This is a genomic window from Sphingomonas hankookensis (genome assembly GCF_001619955.1).
Classification (GTDB): domain Bacteria; phylum Pseudomonadota; class Alphaproteobacteria; order Sphingomonadales; family Sphingomonadaceae; genus Sphingomonas; species Sphingomonas hankookensis_A.
Genome location: NZ_LQQO01000061.1, coordinates 58319 through 74850, shown reverse-complemented (window position 1 = coordinate 74850; position 16532 = coordinate 58319). Strand labels below are relative to the sequence as shown.

Annotated in this window: 17 protein-coding genes; 7 read left to right on the top strand and 10 right to left on the bottom strand. The window is 68.5% G+C overall.

Annotated elements, in window-relative coordinates; all coding sequences use genetic code 11:
* The first annotated feature begins 45 nt into the window (after positions 1–45).
* The 3 genes from cobS (at position 46) to AVT10_RS16340 (ending at position 2060) form a co-directional block, all read left to right on the top strand.
* The gene (gene cobS / locus AVT10_RS16350; RefSeq protein WP_066693907.1) at positions 46–1044 is read left to right on the top strand and encodes a cobaltochelatase subunit CobS; all 999 of its coding nucleotides are present in this window, start codon (positions 46–48) and stop codon (positions 1042–1044) included.
* A 211-nt stretch (positions 1045–1255) separates the two neighbouring features.
* Complete coding sequence (locus AVT10_RS16345; RefSeq protein ID WP_055758154.1) at positions 1256–1642, top strand: acyl-CoA thioesterase; 387 nt, start codon at positions 1256–1258, stop codon at positions 1640–1642.
* A 124-nt stretch (positions 1643–1766) separates the two neighbouring features.
* Complete coding sequence (locus tag AVT10_RS16340; RefSeq protein WP_066693904.1) at positions 1767–2060, top strand: hypothetical protein; 294 nt, start codon at positions 1767–1769, stop codon at positions 2058–2060.
* Between the two features lie 59 nt (positions 2061–2119).
* Here the strand turns inward: AVT10_RS16340 and AVT10_RS16335 are convergent, their stop codons facing one another.
* Both AVT10_RS16335 and AVT10_RS16330 read right to left on the bottom strand, forming a co-directional pair.
* The gene (locus AVT10_RS16335) at positions 2120–2824 is read right to left on the bottom strand and encodes a GNAT family N-acetyltransferase (RefSeq protein ID WP_066693903.1); all 705 of its coding nucleotides are present in this window, start codon (positions 2822–2824) and stop codon (positions 2120–2122) included.
* The gene (locus AVT10_RS16330; RefSeq protein WP_232308061.1) at positions 2821–4638 is read right to left on the bottom strand and encodes an AcrB/AcrD/AcrF family protein; all 1818 of its coding nucleotides are present in this window, start codon (positions 4636–4638) and stop codon (positions 2821–2823) included. Before AVT10_RS16330 ends, AVT10_RS16335 begins: the two co-directional genes overlap by 4 nt.
* Before the next feature lie 105 nt (positions 4639–4743).
* Here AVT10_RS16330 and AVT10_RS16325 point away from each other — a divergent pair, with 105 nt between their 5' ends.
* Positions 4744–5163, top strand: a complete 420-nt coding sequence (locus tag AVT10_RS16325) for a GtrA family protein (protein ID WP_232308060.1) — start codon at positions 4744–4746, stop codon at positions 5161–5163.
* A gap of 1 nt (position 5164) precedes the next feature.
* Positions 5165–5887: a class I SAM-dependent methyltransferase gene (locus AVT10_RS16320; RefSeq protein ID WP_066693899.1), complete on the top strand. Its 723-nt coding sequence runs from the start codon at positions 5165–5167 to the stop codon at positions 5885–5887.
* Here the strand turns inward: AVT10_RS16320 and AVT10_RS16315 are convergent.
* The 3 genes from AVT10_RS16315 to AVT10_RS16305 are packed head-to-tail and all read right to left on the bottom strand — an operon-like array spanning position 5868 to position 9356.
* Positions 5868–7193, bottom strand: coding sequence for a S41 family peptidase (locus tag AVT10_RS16315; protein ID WP_066693898.1), 1326 nt, complete (start codon positions 7191–7193; stop codon positions 5868–5870). The genes AVT10_RS16320 and AVT10_RS16315 overlap by 20 nt on opposite strands.
* A gap of 4 nt (positions 7194–7197) precedes the next feature.
* A complete protein-coding gene (locus AVT10_RS16310; protein WP_066693897.1) occupies positions 7198–8424 on the bottom strand; it encodes an ABC transporter permease in 1227 nt (408 codons plus the stop codon).
* Positions 8421–9356: an ABC transporter ATP-binding protein gene (locus AVT10_RS16305; protein WP_066693894.1), complete on the bottom strand. Its 936-nt coding sequence runs from the start codon at positions 9354–9356 to the stop codon at positions 8421–8423. The genes AVT10_RS16310 and AVT10_RS16305 overlap by 4 nt, the downstream gene beginning before the upstream one ends.
* 59 nt (positions 9357–9415) lie before the next feature.
* On the opposite strand from AVT10_RS16305, the gene queG reads away from it, so the two are divergent.
* A complete protein-coding gene (gene queG, locus AVT10_RS16300; protein WP_066693892.1) occupies positions 9416–10471 on the top strand; it encodes a tRNA epoxyqueuosine(34) reductase QueG in 1056 nt (351 codons plus the stop codon).
* On the opposite strand, the gene AVT10_RS16295 is transcribed toward queG, so the two are convergent.
* The 3 genes from AVT10_RS16295 to AVT10_RS16285 all read right to left on the bottom strand — a co-directional run bounded on the left by AVT10_RS16295 (position 10451) and on the right by AVT10_RS16285 (position 13033).
* On the bottom strand, positions 10451–11914 hold the full coding sequence (locus AVT10_RS16295) for a GGDEF domain-containing protein (RefSeq protein ID WP_198158620.1): 1464 nt from the start codon (positions 11912–11914) through the stop codon (positions 10451–10453). The two genes, queG and AVT10_RS16295, sit on opposite strands and share 21 nt — an antisense overlap.
* A gap of 49 nt (positions 11915–11963) precedes the next feature.
* Entirely contained in the window at positions 11964–12623 is a 660-nt protein-coding gene (locus AVT10_RS16290; protein ID WP_066693883.1) for a peptidoglycan-binding protein, read from the bottom strand.
* 68 nt (positions 12624–12691) lie between these two features.
* Positions 12692–13033, bottom strand: a complete 342-nt coding sequence (locus AVT10_RS16285) for a hypothetical protein (RefSeq protein ID WP_157092801.1) — start codon at positions 13031–13033, stop codon at positions 12692–12694.
* A gap of 96 nt (positions 13034–13129) precedes the next feature.
* Between AVT10_RS16285 and AVT10_RS16280 the strand changes: the two genes are divergently transcribed.
* Complete coding sequence (locus AVT10_RS16280) at positions 13130–14146, top strand: glycosyltransferase family 2 protein (RefSeq protein WP_066693879.1); 1017 nt, start codon at positions 13130–13132, stop codon at positions 14144–14146.
* 253 nt (positions 14147–14399) lie between these two features.
* Here AVT10_RS16280 and AVT10_RS16275 read toward each other — a convergent pair whose 3' ends face one another.
* Positions 14400–14651, bottom strand: a complete 252-nt coding sequence (locus AVT10_RS16275; protein ID WP_066693876.1) for a ribbon-helix-helix domain-containing protein — start codon at positions 14649–14651, stop codon at positions 14400–14402.
* Positions 14648–16480 (bottom strand): cobaltochelatase subunit CobT, encoded by a 1833-nt coding sequence (gene cobT, locus AVT10_RS16270; RefSeq protein WP_066693874.1) that lies wholly within the window; start codon positions 16478–16480, stop codon positions 14648–14650. The genes AVT10_RS16275 and cobT overlap by 4 nt, the downstream gene beginning before the upstream one ends.
* Between the last annotated feature and the right edge of the window lie 52 nt (positions 16481–16532).

Below are 16532 nucleotides of genomic sequence, written 5' to 3'. Positions count from 1 at the left end.
AAGACCGCTGCGGCGCATCAATACGCGCCCACGCGAAAGGCCCGCATGACCACCGATACCCTGCCCCAGCCGTCCGAAACCACGATCCTGAGCGCGCCCGACCGGATGGTGAAGGTGCGCGAGATGTTCGGCATCGACAGCGACCTCGAAGTCCCCGCCTTTTCGGTCGCCGACGAACGCGTGCCCGATGCAGATCCGGCCTATGTGTTCGATCCCGACACGACGCTGGCGATCCTGGCGGGCTTTGCGCACAACCGGCGGGTGATGGTGCAGGGCTATCACGGCACCGGCAAGTCGACCCATATCGAACAGGTCGCGGCGCGGCTGAACTGGCCGTGCATCCGCATCAACCTCGACGCGCATATCAGCCGGATCGACCTGATCGGACGCGACGCGATCGTGCTGAAGGACGGGCAGCAGGTCACCGAGTTCCGCGAGGGGTTGCTGCCCTGGGCGCTGCAGACGCCGACCGCTTTGGTGTTCGACGAATATGACGCGGGCCGCCCCGATGTGATGTTCGTGATCCAGCGCGTGCTGGAGACCGAGGGCAAGCTGACGCTGCTCGACCAGAACCGCGTGATCCGGCCGAACCCGTATTTCCGGCTGTTCGCGACCGCCAACACGGTCGGTCTGGGCGATACGAGCGGGCTGTATCACGGCACGCAGCAGATCAACCAGGGGCAGATGGACCGGTGGAACATCGTCGTCACGCTGAACTACCTGCCCGCCGCGACCGAGGCGCGGATCGTGCTCGCCAAGTCGGGCGAGTACGACAAGGTCGGCGGCAAGGAGACGGTCGAGAAGATGGTGCGCGTGGCCGACATGACCCGGCGCGGCTTCGTCAACGGCGATATCTCGACGGTCATGTCGCCGCGGACGGTCATCACCTGGGCGCAGAACGCGCTGATCTTCGGTGACGTCGGTTTCGCGTTCCGCCTGTCGTTCCTGAACAAGTGCGACGAGGCGGAGCGGGCGCTGGTCGCGGAATATTATCAGCGGGTGTTCGGCAAGGACCTGCCCGAGAGCGTGGTGGGCAAGGCGTAACCTGTTCCGTCACCCCGGGCTTGACCCGGGGTCCCGCTTTTACCGACAGCAGCAGAAGAAGCGGGACCCCGGATCAAGTCCGGGGTGACGATAGGGTCGGGTAGTCGCGGCAGGGATAGTGGCCGGCGCGGGCCGTCATAAGGGTGTCGCAATCGCCCAATCCGCCGCGACTCTCATTGACTCCCGTGTCAGCAACCCCCACGCTCTCCCCATGGCACATCAGCATCCGCTTGCCGTCGCTCCGGGCGACATCGACCATATGGGGCACGTCAACAATGCCGTGTACCTGTCATGGGTACAGGACGCGGTGGTCGCCTATTGGGAGCGGGTCGCCCCGGCCGATGCGGTCGCCAAGCATCTGTGGGTCGCGCTGAAGCACGAGATCACCTATCGCCGGCCCGCCTTCCTCGACGATCCGATCGTCGCCACGGTGGTGGCCGAACGGGTGGAGGGCGTGCGGGCTTATTTCTCCACGCTGATCAAGCGCGGCGAGGAGGTGCTGGCCGAGGTGCAGAGTACCTGGTGTTCGCTGGATGCCATCACCAAGCGTCCGGCGCGGCTGGCGCGCGACGTGGTGCATCGTTTCCTGCCCGAATAACGATTTCGTTTTCTGCAATTGCGGTAAGAACCTGTGCAGCTGCGATGTTGCGCTGCACCAATCATATCTCCGGTCAACGAACGACGCCCGAGCGTCGAACCTTCAACCGACCGGAGACAGACCCATGCGCAGCTTTGCCGCCGCCGCCGCCTTTCGCGTTGCCCTCGTCGCTGCGGGCATGTTGATCCCGACCCTCGCCTCGGCCAACGAGATCGAGCGCGACGGGTACAAGTTCGACTATAATCGCAGCGTCACCGACAAGGGCGAGACCGTCCTCTCGGGCACCGTCAAGACGACCGGCGAACCGTTCCGCCTGGTGGTGCGCGACCGCACCGTGACCGGCGACGTCGGCGGCCGCGCGGTCCGCTTCCGCATCGCCAAGCCGCTGCCGAGCGCCGCGGTGGTTGCCGCCCGCTAAGCGCGACGACCTTCCCGGGTCGCGACGCCCGTCCCTGAAAAGGGGCGGGCGTTTTGCGTTCAGTCGTGCGGCGTGCGGATGACTTCCCATTCGCCGAGCGATTCGAACCCGGCCGATCGGGCGAGGGCGATCGAGGCGAGATTGTCGGTCTGACAGCGATATTGCGGTTCCAGCCCCGACTCGACGGCATGGTCGGCGATCGCGCCGACGACCGCGCGGCCCAGACCGCGACCGCGCGCCTCCGGCAGGGTCAGCACGCCGAGATCGCCGAGCGGGCTTTCGTGCCAGCGCAACATGCTGGCGGCGCAAACGATCCGGTCGCCGTCGAACCCGCCGAACACGACTGGATGGTCGAATTCGACCCATGCTGCGTCCATGTCCTGCGCCGAGGCTGCGTCGCGAAATTGCTCGAACGCGTGGCGGTCGCCGGGGCCGAGCCGGCGGACGGTGTGCTGCCCCGACGAACGTCCCGGTGAGGGCACACGATAGAAGAGGTGATCGGGATCGTGCAGGCGTATGCCATGCTCCGACAGCCTCGCCCGGATCGCGGCGATCCGCATCGGCGTCGTGTCGGACAGGCCGGTGCGCCGGGCAAGCGCCGGGGCGATGGCGACCGCCGCCGTCCCGTCGCGCCGCGTCAGGATCATGACATAGGTTTCGCCGAGCGACTCGTCGCTGCGCAGCGAAACCCGGCCGTCGTCGAATACGCATCGGCCGCTGCCGAACGCCTGTTGCCAATACTCGATAACGGCGGGCGGGATCATCGATAGTCGATCCGCCACAGCTTGAGCGGCGACCCCTTGGGCAGCGGCACCGGGGTCAGCCATCCCGGCACCTTGCCATGCGCCAGCAGGTCGTAGAAGCCGCCGGGCGAGCGGGCGCGGTAAACGGTCGTCTCCGCCATGTTGGGGCAGGTCAGCAGATAGGTCGCGCCATGCCGCCGGGCGATGGTGCGGAAATTGTCCGGATCGCCCTGGAACGCGTGATGCACGTCGAGGATCGCGTCGCCGTTGCGATGGTACGGGCCGGTGATGCCGTCATGATGCGTCGCGACGATCAGGCGGGGCCCGAGATCGACATGGGTGAACATTACCGCCGCCGGAATCCGGTTCAGCGCCTGTAGCGCGGGCAGGCTGGCGCAGCGGGCGCCCGCGCGGAGCACCTGCTTGGTGCGGGCGTCCTGCGGCTTGATGCGCACGCTCTTGCCGACACCGGCGGCGGGCAGGCTGGAGAGTGCACGCACCACCGGATCGACCGCGAAGCTGCCCAGCACCAGCACCGCCGCGACGCTGCCGAGTACCCGCACGATCGCACTATTGCGCGACAGCAGCCATGGCAGCAGCACCCAGGCGAGGGCGACCGCGCCGGGCACCGCCAGCAGCTGTGCCGCCGGGCCGGCGCGGATCTGCCAGAACAGCATCGCGACGGCGAAGGCGGTGAACAGCGTGATCGCCGCCCATGGCACGAGCGTCGGCGACCGGCGTGCGCGCCACGTGGCGAAGATGGTGCCGAGGAGGCCGATGATCGGTCCGGTGACGATCGGCAGAATGGTGCGGCCGGGCATCGAATAGAGCGGCTTGGCCTCGCGCACATTGTTCAGCCAGGTGCGGGCCAGCTCCTCCGACACGCCTTCGGGACGTTGCAGGCATTGCGGGAACAGCGCGGCAAAGGCGCCGGCCAGCGCGCCGCCGGCGACCAGCGCCAGCGCGAGACGGACGAGGCGGTTTTCGGGCGCGATCCATGCCAGCAGCACCAGCAGCGCGCCACCCGCGACCACCGCCGACAGCCACACCGGGGTCAGCGCGTCGCAGCGCATCGCGTAATTGGCGTTGGAGGCGAAGGCGACGAAACCGATCGCGCTCGCCCCCGCCAGCGTCGCGCCATAGACGGTCAAGCGGCGTGCCTCCGCCCGCTCCCAGACCCAGCGCAGGGCGACGATCGCACCGGCCATCGCGCAATAGGGCAGGAGTTCGAGCCCGATGGTCAGCGATAGCGCCGAGGACAGGCCGACGACCATGCCGCCGCGCGCCTGTTTCGGATCGGCAAGGCCGGCGACCGTCCAGGCGAGGCAGGCGAGCTGCCAACCATGATGGTCGATGCGTTCGGGCATGAACATCAGCAGCGTCGACGAACAGCCGAGCAGGAACAGGATCGCGAACGGCCATGCCACCGGCGACACCAGCCGCCGCACCGTCACCGCCAGCGCCGCCATCGCCACGCCCATCGGCAAGAGCGGCGCGATGCCGACCGCGAGCTTTTCTGCCCAGACCGGCCCGGCAAAGGGCTTGAGCAACAGGATCAGCCCCGCGATCGGCAGGTCGACCAGGCGCGACCAGTGGATGTCCAATCCCCCCGGCGGGTTCAGCCGGTATTGGCGCAGGTCGTACCAGCCCTGACCGCCCAGCCACGCACGCACCTGCATCAGGCGCATATTGTCGTCGGTGTCGGACAGGGCCAGCCAATGGACTGCGTTCCAGCGTTGCCACAGGAACCACGCGGCGATCACCACCCAGGCGAGCAGCAGCCAGCGCCGCCAGTGACGGTCGAGTTCGGTGAGGCGCGCGGGCGTGTCGGTCAAAATCGCTTTCCCCAAGCCGCCACGCATTCTACGGCGGCTGTCCTGCCATGGTGGCAACAGGCGCGCTGTATCGGATGGCGCGCAAAGGACAAGGGTGGCACGCGGGTGATCGCGCGGATCGAACGGTTGATGGCGGATGGGGTGCTGGGGCAGTTGATCCGCTTCGGCATCGTCGGACTGTTGGCGACGGCGGTCTATTCGGCGGTGTATCTGCCGCTGGTCTATCATGTCCTGCCGACCGGCTATGCGTTCGTCGCGGTGATCCCGGCCTTCGTGGTCGCGGCGACCTTCGGCTGGTTCGCGCACGGCCGCTGGAGCTTTCAGGGCCATGGCACGCGGACCGAGGGTGCCGAACAGCCGATCAAGTTCGTGCTTGTGCAGGGGTTCGGCATGGTGCTGAACGGCCTCTTCACCTTCGGCATGGTCGATCTGGGCGGGTTGCCCGACTGGAGCCCGCTGGTCCCCGCCGTGCTGGTCACGCCCTTCGCCACCTTCGCGCTCAACCGTTCATGGGTATTCGGATAAGATGGACCGCATCGTTTATGACCGCATGGCGGCGCACGACTCGACGCATTGGTGGTATCGCGCGCGGCGCGAAATCCTGGCCGACTATGTCGAGCGCTATGCCGGGTTGAAGCCGGGCTCGCGCATCCTCGAGATCGGTTGCGGCACCGGGCACAATTTGCCGATGCTGGGGGCGTTCGGCGAGGTCGACGCGATCGAGATCGATCCGGCGGCGCGCGCCATCGCCAGCGAGCGGCTGGGCAAGCCGGTCGGCACCGCGCCGCTGCCGACGCTGGCGGGGGTGACTGGCACCTATGACATGATCGCGGTCCTCGACGTCGTCGAGCATATCGAGGACGATGTCGCGACGTTTCGCGGCATGGCCGAGCGGTTGGCACCCGGCGGCAAGATCCTGGTCACCGTCCCGGCGCACCAGTGGATGTGGAGCGCACACGACGTGGTGAACCATCATCATCGCCGCTATTCGAAGGCGACGCTGGCCAAGGCGATTGCCGATGCGGGCCTGAAGCATAACGGCCTGCGCTATTTCAACTCGCTGCTGTTTCCCGCCGCCGTCGCGGCGCGGGTCGCGGGCAAGCTGACCGGCAAGGACGACAGCGACGACTCGCCGCCGCCCAAGCCGCTGAACAAGGCGTTCGAGGCGATCTTCCGGCTGGAACGGCATCTGCTGGGGCGCTTGCCGATGCCGCCGGGGCTGTCGATCGTTACCTTGGTGACCAAGTAGCGTCCGTCATCGCCGAGGCGAGGCGGGCGACGACGCTGGCATGGTCGGGCAGGAACGGGGATAGGGCGCGGGCCGGCGGAATGCCGGTGCCTTCGTAGAATTTCCCGTCGGCAGCGCGATAGGCTTCGGCGGGGAGCGTCAGGCTCCAGCCGTTCGGTAGCGGCTTCACCAGTTGGTCGGACAGCGCGCCGCGGGTCCGGCCGCCGACATGCCGGACATGGGGCAGCGCGCGCATCGCGAGGGTGAAGGTTTCGCCTGCGCTGACGGTAATGTCGCTGGTCAGCAGCGTCACCCGGCCGGCGTAGCGCATCCGCGACGACGGTTCGACGCGGAACGGCTGCCATCTATTCGTTCCGACCGGGGCCTTGGCAAAGCCGAGGGTCGGGCGGCTGGCGAATCGTCCGGCGATCCGCAGACTGACGCTGTCATAACCGCCGCGATTGTTGCTGACGTCGACGATGACGCCGGGCAGGTCGCGGAAATCGGTCAGTGCCGCATCGAGTGCGGCGTCCAGCGCGGCCAGTTCGCCCTGCCCCTGTTCGGCGAACCCGCCCATGGTCAGGATGTTGATATAGCCGATTCGGCCGATCCGCCCCCACAGGATGCGGCGACGCGCGACGAGATGGCCGCCGCCGTCCAGCAGGGCGGTGATGCCGGTGCGATAGCGGTCGTTCCACGCGCGCTCGCGGGCGGCGGGATCGGCGCCGAGCGCCGGGTCAAGCCGGGCGGCACGCAGCGTCGGCGCCTCGCCGCTCTCCATGCTTCGGTCTTCGCCGTCGATCGTTGCCGACAGCGAGACGTGCGCGTCGTCCAGCGGATCGAGTGCCGCTGCCAATCGGTCGTACAGCGTTGCGGGGGTGCTGTCGGTCGGGATCGCGGAAAGCCGCTTTGCGAGCTGTCGACGGTGGCGCTTGCGTGGGGGTGTCCGGGGGTAGAGGTCGGCGAAAGTCGCCGCGACGAGGCTGGCGATGTCGCTGCTGGACCAAGAGCGCGCGGTCCAGCAGGCGGCGGGCAGGGCGGCGATCCGCCGGTACACATAGCGCGTCTGGCCCTGGCCTTCCGAAAACGCGACTTGGTCGGGATCGAGCATCGTCGCGTCCTGATCGACGATCGTCTGCCCGGCATCCGTATCGGGGTCAGGGTAACAATAGGGGCCGGCGACATGGTAGAGCGCCGGGCGTCCGGCCGTTACCGTCAGGAGCTGGCCATAGCCTTCCGCCCGCCATGTGCCGGTGAGATCGGCGGGCGCTGCTCCAAGCGTCAGCGGCAGAACCGCCAGGGCGATCAGGCGTCGGGCGAATGGCAAGCGCTCAGCCCCGCCGGAACCATTTGAACTTCGGACCTGCCGATTGCAGCACGCCATGCCGGAACAGGCGCGCGCCCAGACTGATCGTGATCGCGACCCATAGCAGTTGCCATGCAAGGGCGGCGACATGCGGCCAGATGTCGGCGCTGGTCGCGGCGCGGCCGGCCATGGCGAAGGGGCTGCTGAACGGGAACAGCTCGGCTGCCGTCGCGATCCAGGTGCCGGGCCGTCCGATCGCGGCCAGCGCGAAGGCGAACATCGCCATCTGGAAGATGGTGATCGGTAGCGACAGCATCTGGATCTCGCGCGGGGTCGATGCCTGCGCGCCGACGGTCAGGAACACCGATCCGAGCAGCATATAGGCGAGCGTGAAATAGAGGATGTACAGCAGCACGAACCCGGGAAAGCCGATCGCGGGCGCGATGCCCGACAGGCCTGCGGCGAATTCGGGCGGCAGCAGCGCGCCGATATTCGCCCCGACCGCCGCCCAGAAGGCGAGGAACAGGATCGCCACGCCGAACATGCCGATCAGCTTGCCGAGGAACACCGATTCCAGCGGCACGGCGGCAGCCAGGACCTCGATCACCTTGTTCGAGCGTTCCTCCGCCATGGTGCCGACCGCCTGTCCCGCCAGCATCAGCGTGACGACGAACAGGGTGACGACGGCGAAGGTGCCCGCTGCGCTCTTGCCGCCGAGCGACGTGCTGTCGCGTTCGACGCGGGTGAAGGTCGGTTGCGACAGCGGCGCTCCGGACAGGCCGGCACGCCGGTCACGCACCGCCTGTTCCGCGATCGCCGCCAGATATCTCGCGGTGGTCGACGTGATATTGGCGTGGATCAGCTGCGGTGCCTCGAGCGGGCCATAGAGGACCGAGGGCACGTCGACGTCGGGATCGGACAGCAAGGCGCGCGCCTGTGCGGCAGGATCGGCGGCGGGCGCGACGGTCGCCAGCGGCGGCAAGCCGCGTTCGCGGGCAATCGCCGGGCGGATCAGCGCATCGGCGGCGCGCAGCCGCGCGGCATCCTCCGGCGTGGCGATGGCGTAGAGCTTTTCCTTGCCCTCCGCGCCCTGACCCACGGTCATCGCGCCGAGGCTGCCCATCGCGCCGAACCCGGCGAACAGCAACGGGGCGAGCAGGAAGAGGAGGAACATCGGCGTCATCACCGTCGCGGCAAAATCGCGGCGGGCGATGGTCATGGTCTGGCGGATCAGCTTGGCGGTGTCGCTCATGCCGCTTCCCCCCGCGCGGCGTCGCCGACGATGCGGACGAACGCGTCGTGCAGCCCGGGCCGTTCTATCGAGAGGCCCGAAATGCCGTAGCCCGCGTCGATCAGCCGCACCAGCATCCCCTCTATGCCGTCCGCCGGCAGCGTGAAGCGCCAGCCGCCGCGATCCTCCTGCGCATCGGCGGGCAGCAGCGCGGCGATGCCCGGTGCGGGGTGGTGCGGCACGTAATGCGCCTTCATCGGCAGCAGCGCGCGGGCGTCGTCGACAGTCCCCTCGAACCGGCGACGGCCGCCGGCGATGACGCATAGCCGGTCGCACAGCCGTTCGGCATGGGCCATGACGTGCGTGGAAAACAGGATGGTCGCGCCCCGGTCGCGCTCGGCGCGGATCAGCGCTTCCAGCCGTTCCTGGTTGACCGGGTCGAGACCGGAAAAGGGTTCGTCGAGGACAAGAAAATCGGGCTGGTGCACGACGCTGCCGAGCAGCTGGACGAACTGCGCCATGCCCTTGGACAGCTTGCGGATCTTCGAATCGACCGCATGGCCGAGGCCGGCCTGTTCGAGCATCGCCGCCGCCCGCTTGCGCCCGGCCGACCAGTCCAGCCCACGCAGCGCGCCCATGAAGGCGATCGCCTCGCGCGCCTTCATGCCGGGATAGAGGCCGCGTTCCTCGGGCAGATAGCCGACCCGATCGGACGCGTCGCGCGGGGAGCGGCAGCCCAGCAGCGTGCGCGATCCTTCGTCGGGTTCGATGATGCCGAGCAACATGCGCAGCGTCGTCGTCTTGCCCGCGCCATTGGGGCCGAGCACGCCGTACACTGCGCCGGTCGGCACCGACAGGTCGATGCCGTCGACGACCCGCCGGTCGCCGAACCGCTTGACCAGCCCGGTCGCGTGCAGGGCCAGGTCATTCCGGGCAAGATGATCGTCGCGCAACCGCTATCCCCTCCAACGACGCTCTTTAGCGTGCGCATGGAAAAGCGTAGCGGGGGGAAGTGATCCAAGACAAGGCCATCCCGAGCGATATTGTTGACCGTATCCGGGTCAAGGCGGCCGAATGCGGGTTCGTCGCCTGCGGCATCGCCCGCGCCGATGCCGCGCCGCGCACCGCCGAACGGCTGCGGCAATGGCTGGACGAGGGACGTCACGGGTCGATGATCTGGATGGAGGAGCGTAGCCAACAGCGCGGATCGCCCGCCGGATTGTGGAGCGAGGTGCGCTCGGTCATCGCGCTCGGCATGAGCTATGCCCCCGCCACCGATCCGCTGGCGCTGGCGGGTGTGGGAGACCGGGGGCGCATCTCGGTCTATGCGCAGGGCGGCGACTATCATGATGTGGTCAAGAAGGCGCTGAAGGCCCTTGGCCGCTGGCTGGCGCAGGAGTCGGGCTGCGATCTGAAGGTGTTCGTCGATACCGCGCCGGTGATGGAGAAGCCGCTTGCCGAGGCGGCGGGGCTGGGGTGGCAGGGCAAGCATACCAATCTGGTCAGCCGGACCCATGGCAGCTGGCTGTTCCTGGGCGCGATATACACCACGCTGGACCTGACGCCGGACCGGGCGGGACGCGATACGTGCGGGTCGTGCGATGCGTGCCAGCGGGCGTGCCCGACCGATGCGTTTCCCGCGCCCTATCGCTTGGATGCGCGGCGCTGCGTCTCGTACCTGACGATCGAACATGCCGGGCCGATCCCGCACGAGCTGCGCGAAGGGATCGGCAATCGCATCTATGGCTGCGACGATTGCCTGGCGGTGTGTCCGTGGAACAAGTTCGCGGCGGCGGCAGCGGCGAACCGGGCGTTCGCGGCGCGCGCCGAACTGGCGGCACCGCGCCTCGCCGATCTGATCGCGCTGGACGATGCCGGGTTTCGGGAGGTCTTTCGCGGGTCGCCGATCAAGCGGATCGGGCGTAACCGGATGGTGCGCAACGCGCTGATCGCGGCGGGGAATAGCGGGGATGCGGCGTTGATCGGCCCGGTGCGTGCGGCGTGTAGCGATCCCGATCCGGTGGTGGCCGAAGCGGCCACGTGGGCGTTAGGCCGCCTGTCGGGTTAGGTCGGCATCGAGCCATTCGATCCGGTTCCGCCCGCCATGCTTGGCGCGGTACAGCGCCTCGTCCAGCCCGCGCAGCAGCGCCGGCGGATCGACCGGCCAATGGTCGAGATGATGGGCGCCGATGCTGGCGGTCACGCGGATCGCGGTGCCGTGTCCGTCGATGCGCAGCGCGGCGATGGTGCTGCGCAGCCGTTCGGCGATGAGCGCGCCCGCCTGCGCATCGGGTGCGACGAGCGCGAGCGCGAATTCCTCGCCGCCCAGCCGGGCGCACAGATCGTCTTCGCGGCAGCAACCCTCGATGGCGGTGGCCACCGCTCGCAGCACCGCGTCGCCCGCCGGATGGCCATGGCGGTCGTTGATCGATTTGAAATGGTCGAGATCGAGCCAGAGCAGCGTCAGCCCGCCATCGTTGGCGCTCGCCTCCAGCCGGCGGTGGAGCCGGTGTTCGAACGCCCGGCGGTTGAGCAGCCCGGTCAGCCCGTCATGGTCGGCAGCCTGCTGCAACTGCGCCATCAGGTCGTCGCGCACCGCCATCGCGCTGCTGATCGTGAGCGGCACGAGCGCGAGGAACGCGACGGCGATGCGGATCGACACGACCATGCGCGGGATCGACAGGTCCTGTCCGATATCGACCATCCCCAGGCCGATGGTGATCATGCACCCGCTGCCCAGCGCCATGGTGACGAGCGCGGCGGTCGACACCGAATAGGTCATCGCGCACAGCAGCAGCGCGGGCATCGGGAACATGATGCTGCCGGGTCCGTCGAAATAGACGGCAAGGACGCAGGAGACGGCGAGCAGGAGCAGCGGCCAGAGCGGCTTGGCCGCGGCGGCGGTCGCGACGCGCCGTTCGCGCCGCCAGGGCGGCTGCACGGTGAGCATCGCGGGCAGGAAGATCAGGTAGTTGGCGATCTCGCTGGCGGTCCAGGTCATCACCGTCTGCGTTGGCGATCCGTGGAACTGCACGACGACCATCACCGCGCCGGTCAGCGCGGCGACGAGGCTGCCGGGCAGCAGGCCGACCGAAATGCGCATTACCGAATGGACCCGCCGCAAGCGCAGGTCGCGCGACGCGAGGCGGCGCAGCGCCAGTACCGCGACGAAGGTCCCCGACACATTGGCGGCAGCGAACCAGCCGCTGAGCGCAGGGCTCTGGCCGAAGAGCAGGTCGGCGAGGACGAAACCGGCGCCGGCACCGAACCAGCCGGCCGGGCGGTGCAGATGCGGCGCGCGCAGCATGGTACCGACCAGGATCGCATTGGCCGGCCAGAAGGCGACGGAGAAAGCGTGGCGCGTGATCAGCCCCAATGCCGCGCCACCGCCGACCACGGCGCAGACCAGCAGCATGGCGCGGACCGCATCGACCATCGGCCCCCGCCCGGCAAGCGGGCGCGCGGTCCATGGGGGCGCGCCTTGCGCGCCGGACGGAACGGTGGTCGGCATCGCGCGCGATTCTAGGGCGTGGCGGTAAACAAGCGGTAAGGGGCGGGCGTCACGCGCCGCTTTCGCGACGGACCGCGGCCAGATCGCCATTGGGCCGCCCCTGTACATGGGCCCAGTCGCGGAATTTCCAGTCGCCGCCCCAGACCAGCCCTTCGGCCTTCGCCGCCTTTCCCAGCGCGCGGAAAAAGACATGGGCGTCGGGTTCGCGCCAATACCAGCGTTCGTCGACCAGATCGGCGGCCCAGGCGGCGGGAATGCGGTCCGGCGTCTGGGCATTGTGGAAGCTGAAGCGCACCTTGCTGGACCCGGCACGGAACAGGCGCTGTTGGACCTCGACCGACCGCCAGCCATAGACGACGACCGGGCGGAACCGCTCGGTGCGCAACCGGGCGATGACCGCGACGACGCGCGGGCGGAAGCGGGGGTGGAGGCTGGCGAGCTTGCGCTCCTGCGGCCAGTTGCTGCTGTCGCCGTCCCAGCGCGCCGGGGCGGCGCGCAGGCGGGCGAGGGTGGCGCCGCCGGGATCGACCCGGCCATCGGCGTCGATCCCGAAGCGATCCTGCGCACTACGGATCGCGGCGATCAGGCGCGGACCGGCGATGCCGTCGATCCCGCCCGGATCGATCCCGATGCGCAGCAGCAACCATTGCACCGCGCGCACATCGCCCGCGCGGTTGACGCCGCCTTCCCCGACCGCCGCCTCGATCATCGCCCGACCCCCGTCCTGTTCATCGCGCGGGGACGCTGGCGGACGAAATCCTACATTTCAAGCGCGGTTCAGCGGCGCCGGGCGCGTGCCGCCGCGACCTGTGCGCCGAATGCGCGGGCCCGTTCGTCGAGCGCCGTGGTGTTCGCCCAGGCCGGGCCGCCGGCTCGCGCCTGCTTCGCAAGGCGTTCGATCATCGCACTTTCGGCGCGCAGGGTACGCGCTTCCGCCCGGCTGAGGTCGCCACGCCGCCGTCCGTCGCGGATCGAGCGGTTCGCGTCGTTCAGGTCGCGATCGAACGAGGCGCTGGGCGCTGCCGGCATTTCGCGCACGGCGGAACGGCCCCCGTCCCAGATTTGCGCGCTGGCGGGTGCGGCGATCGCAAGCAGGAGGATCGGCAGGATCACACGCATCAGCATTCTCCTTCATCTACGCGCATCCTATCGTCGCGGCACCATCCGCGCCATCCGGCTTTTCCTGTCGCGCAGCTTGGGGTAACGCCAGCGCCCATGATCCGTCCTGCCCTGTCCATCGTCGTTCCCTGTTACAACGAGGCCGCCTGCCTCGACGTGCTGCACACCCGCATTTCGGCGGCGGCGCGCGCGGTGGTCGGCGACGATCATGAAATCGTGCTGGTGAACGACGGATCGCGTGACCAGAGCTGGGCGGTGATGGAGCGGCTGGCGGCGTCCGATCCGCGACTGGTGGCGATCAACCTGTCGCGCAACCACGGGCATCAACTGGCGCTGACCGCGGGGCTCGACCTGTGCGCGGGCGAGCGCATCCTCATCATCGATGCCGATCTGCAGGACCCGCCCGAATTGCTCGGCGACATGATCGCGACGATGGAGGCCGAAGGGGCCGATGTCGTCTATGCCGTCCGGCGCAAGCGCGAGGGCGAGACCTTCTTCAAGAAGCTGACCGCCGCCGGCTTCTACCGCGTGCTCGACCGGGTAACCGATACCCCGATCCCGCTCGACACCGGGGATTTCCGGCTGATGAGCCGGCGGGCGCTCGACGCACTGCTGAGCCTGCCCGAACAGGCGCGCTTCATTCGCGGCATGGTGGCGTGGGTCGGGTTCCGGCAGGTGCCGTTCCCCTATGACCGCGACGAACGGCTGGCCGGCGAGAGCAAATATCCGCTGGGCAAGATGATCCGCTTCGCGCTGGACGCGGTGACCGGCTTTTCCACCGCGCCGCTGCGCCTCGCCAGCCATATGGGGCTGGTGCTGACCGGGCTGTCGTTGCTGCTGTTCGCCTATATCGCGATCGGCTGGCTGTCGGGCAGCGCGGTGCAGGGATGGACGTCGACGATGCTGGTCGTGGTGTTCCTGGGCGCGGTGCAGATGTTCGTACTGGGGATGATCGGCGAGTATCTCGGGCGGCTGTACGTCGAATCGAAGCGGCGGCCGCTCTATCTGGTGGCGGACGTGGCCGGGCCGGTGAAGGGGCGGGCGAGTCTGGGGTATCGGGCCGGGGACCGCGGCGAGGTTACGGTGTCGCCGGTGCTGCCCGAGCAGTCGTAGAAGGTCGGGTTCACGCGAAGGCGCGGAGACGCGAAGAAGGAGATAGATTTCGCGCAGAGACGCAGAGGCGCAGAGAGGTTGCGGGCGCGGACAGGTTTTCCGCGATAGCGGCCTCACTCGTCGTTGCAGCGAAAGATGTCGTCTCCCGGTCGCGCGCGCTTGCCGGGTACGAACCCGCTCTGCGCCTCCACGTCTCTGCGCGAACCCATTTCTTCTTTTTCTTCGCGTCTCCGCGCCTTCGCGTGAAAACGACTTACCGCACACCAACCTCGCCCAGCAACCAAGACCGGATCGCGCTCGCCAGATTAGGCGGATCGTCCCCTTCGATCCGAACCGCATCGATCGCTGCCACCAGCGCCGACAACGGCAGCGACCGCCGTGCCGCGGCATCCTCCAGCGCCGTCCAGAAACCGGGTTCGAGGCTGATCGAGGTCGCGTGCCCGGCGATGGTGATCGACCGCTTCACCGGCCCGCGAAAGCCGCCCGGCGGCGCGACCGGCTTCATTCGCTGTCGAACAGCGACGCCAGCTGCTCGATCATCGTGCCGGCCAGCTGCTCGGCGTCCATGATCGTGACCGCGCGATTGTACCAGCGGGTCACGTCATGGCCGATGCCGATCGCGACCAGCTCGACCGGCGACTTGCCCTCGATATAGGCGATCACCTGTCGCAGGTGCCGCTCCAGATAGCTGCCCGAATTGACCGACAGGGTGGAATCGTCGACCGGCGCCCCGTCCGAGATCACCATCAGCACCTTGCGATCCTCGGGCCGCGCGATCAGCCGGCCATGCGCCCACAGCAGCGCCTCGCCGTCGATATTTTCCTTCAGCAACCCTTCTCGCATCATCAACCCAAGCGACTTCTTCGCCCGCCGCCACGGCTCGTCGGCCTGTTTGTAGACGATGTGGCGGATGTCGTTCAGCCGACCGGGCTGCGGCGGGCGGCCGGCGGCGAGCCATGCCTCGCGGCTTTGCCCGCCCTTCCACGCGCGCGTCGTGAACCCGAGGATCTCGACCTTCACCCCGACGCGTTCCAGCGTGCGGGCGAGGATGTCGGCGCTGATCGCCGCGATGCCGATCGGACGGCCGCGCATCGACCCCGAATTGTCGATCAGCAGCGTGACGACGGTATCGCGAAACTCGGTATCGCGCTCGATCTTGTAGCTGAGCGACTGCGCCGGATTGATGACCACGCGGGCCAGCCGCGCGGCGTCGAGCAGCCCTTCTTCCTGGTCGAAGTCCCATGACCGCGACTGTTGCGCCATCAACCGGCGCTGCAACCGGTTGGCGAGCTTCGTCACCACCCCCTGCAACTGCACCAGCTGCTGGTCGAGATAGGCACGCAGCCGCTCCAGCTCGTCGGCCTCGCACAGTTCGGTCGCGGCGATCACTTCGTCGAACTTGGTGGTGAAGGCGCGATAGTCGAACTGGGTGTTGAGGTCCGCAAAGGGGCGGTTGGGGCGCACGGGCATCATGCCGCCCTCGTCCTCGCCATCGGCCATGTCGTCGCCCTGCGCATCGACATCCTCGGACATGTCGTCCGACTGGCCATCGGACTGCTCGTCGTCGCTGCGGTCCTCGCCGCGCGCCTCGACCTGCCCTTCGCCGCCCTGCTGTTCGCCTTCGTCCTCGCCGTCGTCCTGCGGGGTTTCCTCGTCCTCGCCTTCGGAATCGTCGCCGCCGTCATCGGCCTGTTCGGGCTCGACCTCGCCCTCGACCAGTTCGAGGTCCTGGAGGATGCGGGTGATGCCGCGCCCGAACGCCGCCTGATCGCCAGCCAGCGCGGACAATGCGTCGAGCTGGGCGCCGGCACGTTCCTCGATCCAGTCGGCGACGAGCGCCATGGCGGGGATCGCGGCGGCGGGCGGCATCCGCCCGGTCAGCCGTTCGCGCACCATCAGCTGGACGGCGGTCGATAGCGGCACTTCGGCGCGGGTGCGCGCGCGGGTGATCGGGTCGGAGCGCATCCGCATCGCCAGCGCCTGATCCAGATTGTCGGCGATCCCGTCATAGCCCGCCGACCCGATCGCATCGACCCGCGCCTGTTCGACCGCATCGAACACCGCGCGCGCCACCGCATCGCCCGGCGCCGCGCGGGCGTGAAGCGCGGTGTCGTGATAGCGCATCTTCAGCGCAAACCCGTCGGCCAGGCCCCGGGCCTCCGCCACCTGATCGGCGGGCAGCGCGCGCGCGGGCATAGGCACCTTGATATGCTTGCCTGATGCGACCGGCGCGTCGGCGGTAAAGCCCAGTTCCACTTCCGGCTCCTCGGCAAGCGCGCGCGAGGTGCCGCGCAGGACGTCGCGAAACCGGTCGAGTGGAGATTCCTGTGCCATGGCGCCTGCTTTGGGGATTGCCCGGAGCAAGGGCAAGGGGGTGGTGGCGGGG

What these genes read in the sequence shown, in the direction of transcription:
- AVT10_RS16340 (WP_066693904.1), top strand. Translation starts at nt 1,767, where the DNA reads ATGCGCAGCTTTGCCGCCGCCGCCGCCTTTCGCGTTGCCCTCGTCGCT.
- AVT10_RS16295 (WP_198158620.1), bottom strand. Translation starts at nt 11,914, where the DNA reads ATGCCGACCACCGTTCCGTCCGGCGCGCAAGGCGCGCCCCCATGGACC.
- AVT10_RS16310 (WP_066693897.1), bottom strand. Translation starts at nt 8,424, where the DNA reads ATGAGCGACACCGCCAAGCTGATCCGCCAGACCATGACCATCGCCCGC.
- AVT10_RS16320 (WP_066693899.1), top strand. Translation starts at nt 5,165, where the DNA reads ATGGACCGCATCGTTTATGACCGCATGGCGGCGCACGACTCGACGCAT.
- cobS (WP_066693907.1), top strand. Translation starts at nt 46, where the DNA reads ATGACCACCGATACCCTGCCCCAGCCGTCCGAAACCACGATCCTGAGC.
- AVT10_RS16285 (WP_157092801.1), bottom strand. Translation starts at nt 13,033, where the DNA reads ATGCGTGTGATCCTGCCGATCCTCCTGCTTGCGATCGCCGCACCCGCC.
- AVT10_RS16280 (WP_066693879.1), top strand. Translation starts at nt 13,130, where the DNA reads ATGATCCGTCCTGCCCTGTCCATCGTCGTTCCCTGTTACAACGAGGCC.
- AVT10_RS16335 (WP_066693903.1), bottom strand. Translation starts at nt 2,824, where the DNA reads ATGATCCCGCCCGCCGTTATCGAGTATTGGCAACAGGCGTTCGGCAGC.
- AVT10_RS16290 (WP_066693883.1), bottom strand. Translation starts at nt 12,623, where the DNA reads ATGATCGAGGCGGCGGTCGGGGAAGGCGGCGTCAACCGCGCGGGCGAT.
- cobT (WP_066693874.1), bottom strand. Translation starts at nt 16,480, where the DNA reads ATGGCACAGGAATCTCCACTCGACCGGTTTCGCGACGTCCTGCGCGGC.
- AVT10_RS16275 (WP_066693876.1), bottom strand. Translation starts at nt 14,651, where the DNA reads ATGAAGCCGGTCGCGCCGCCGGGCGGCTTTCGCGGGCCGGTGAAGCGG.
- AVT10_RS16345 (WP_055758154.1), top strand. Translation starts at nt 1,256, where the DNA reads ATGGCACATCAGCATCCGCTTGCCGTCGCTCCGGGCGACATCGACCAT.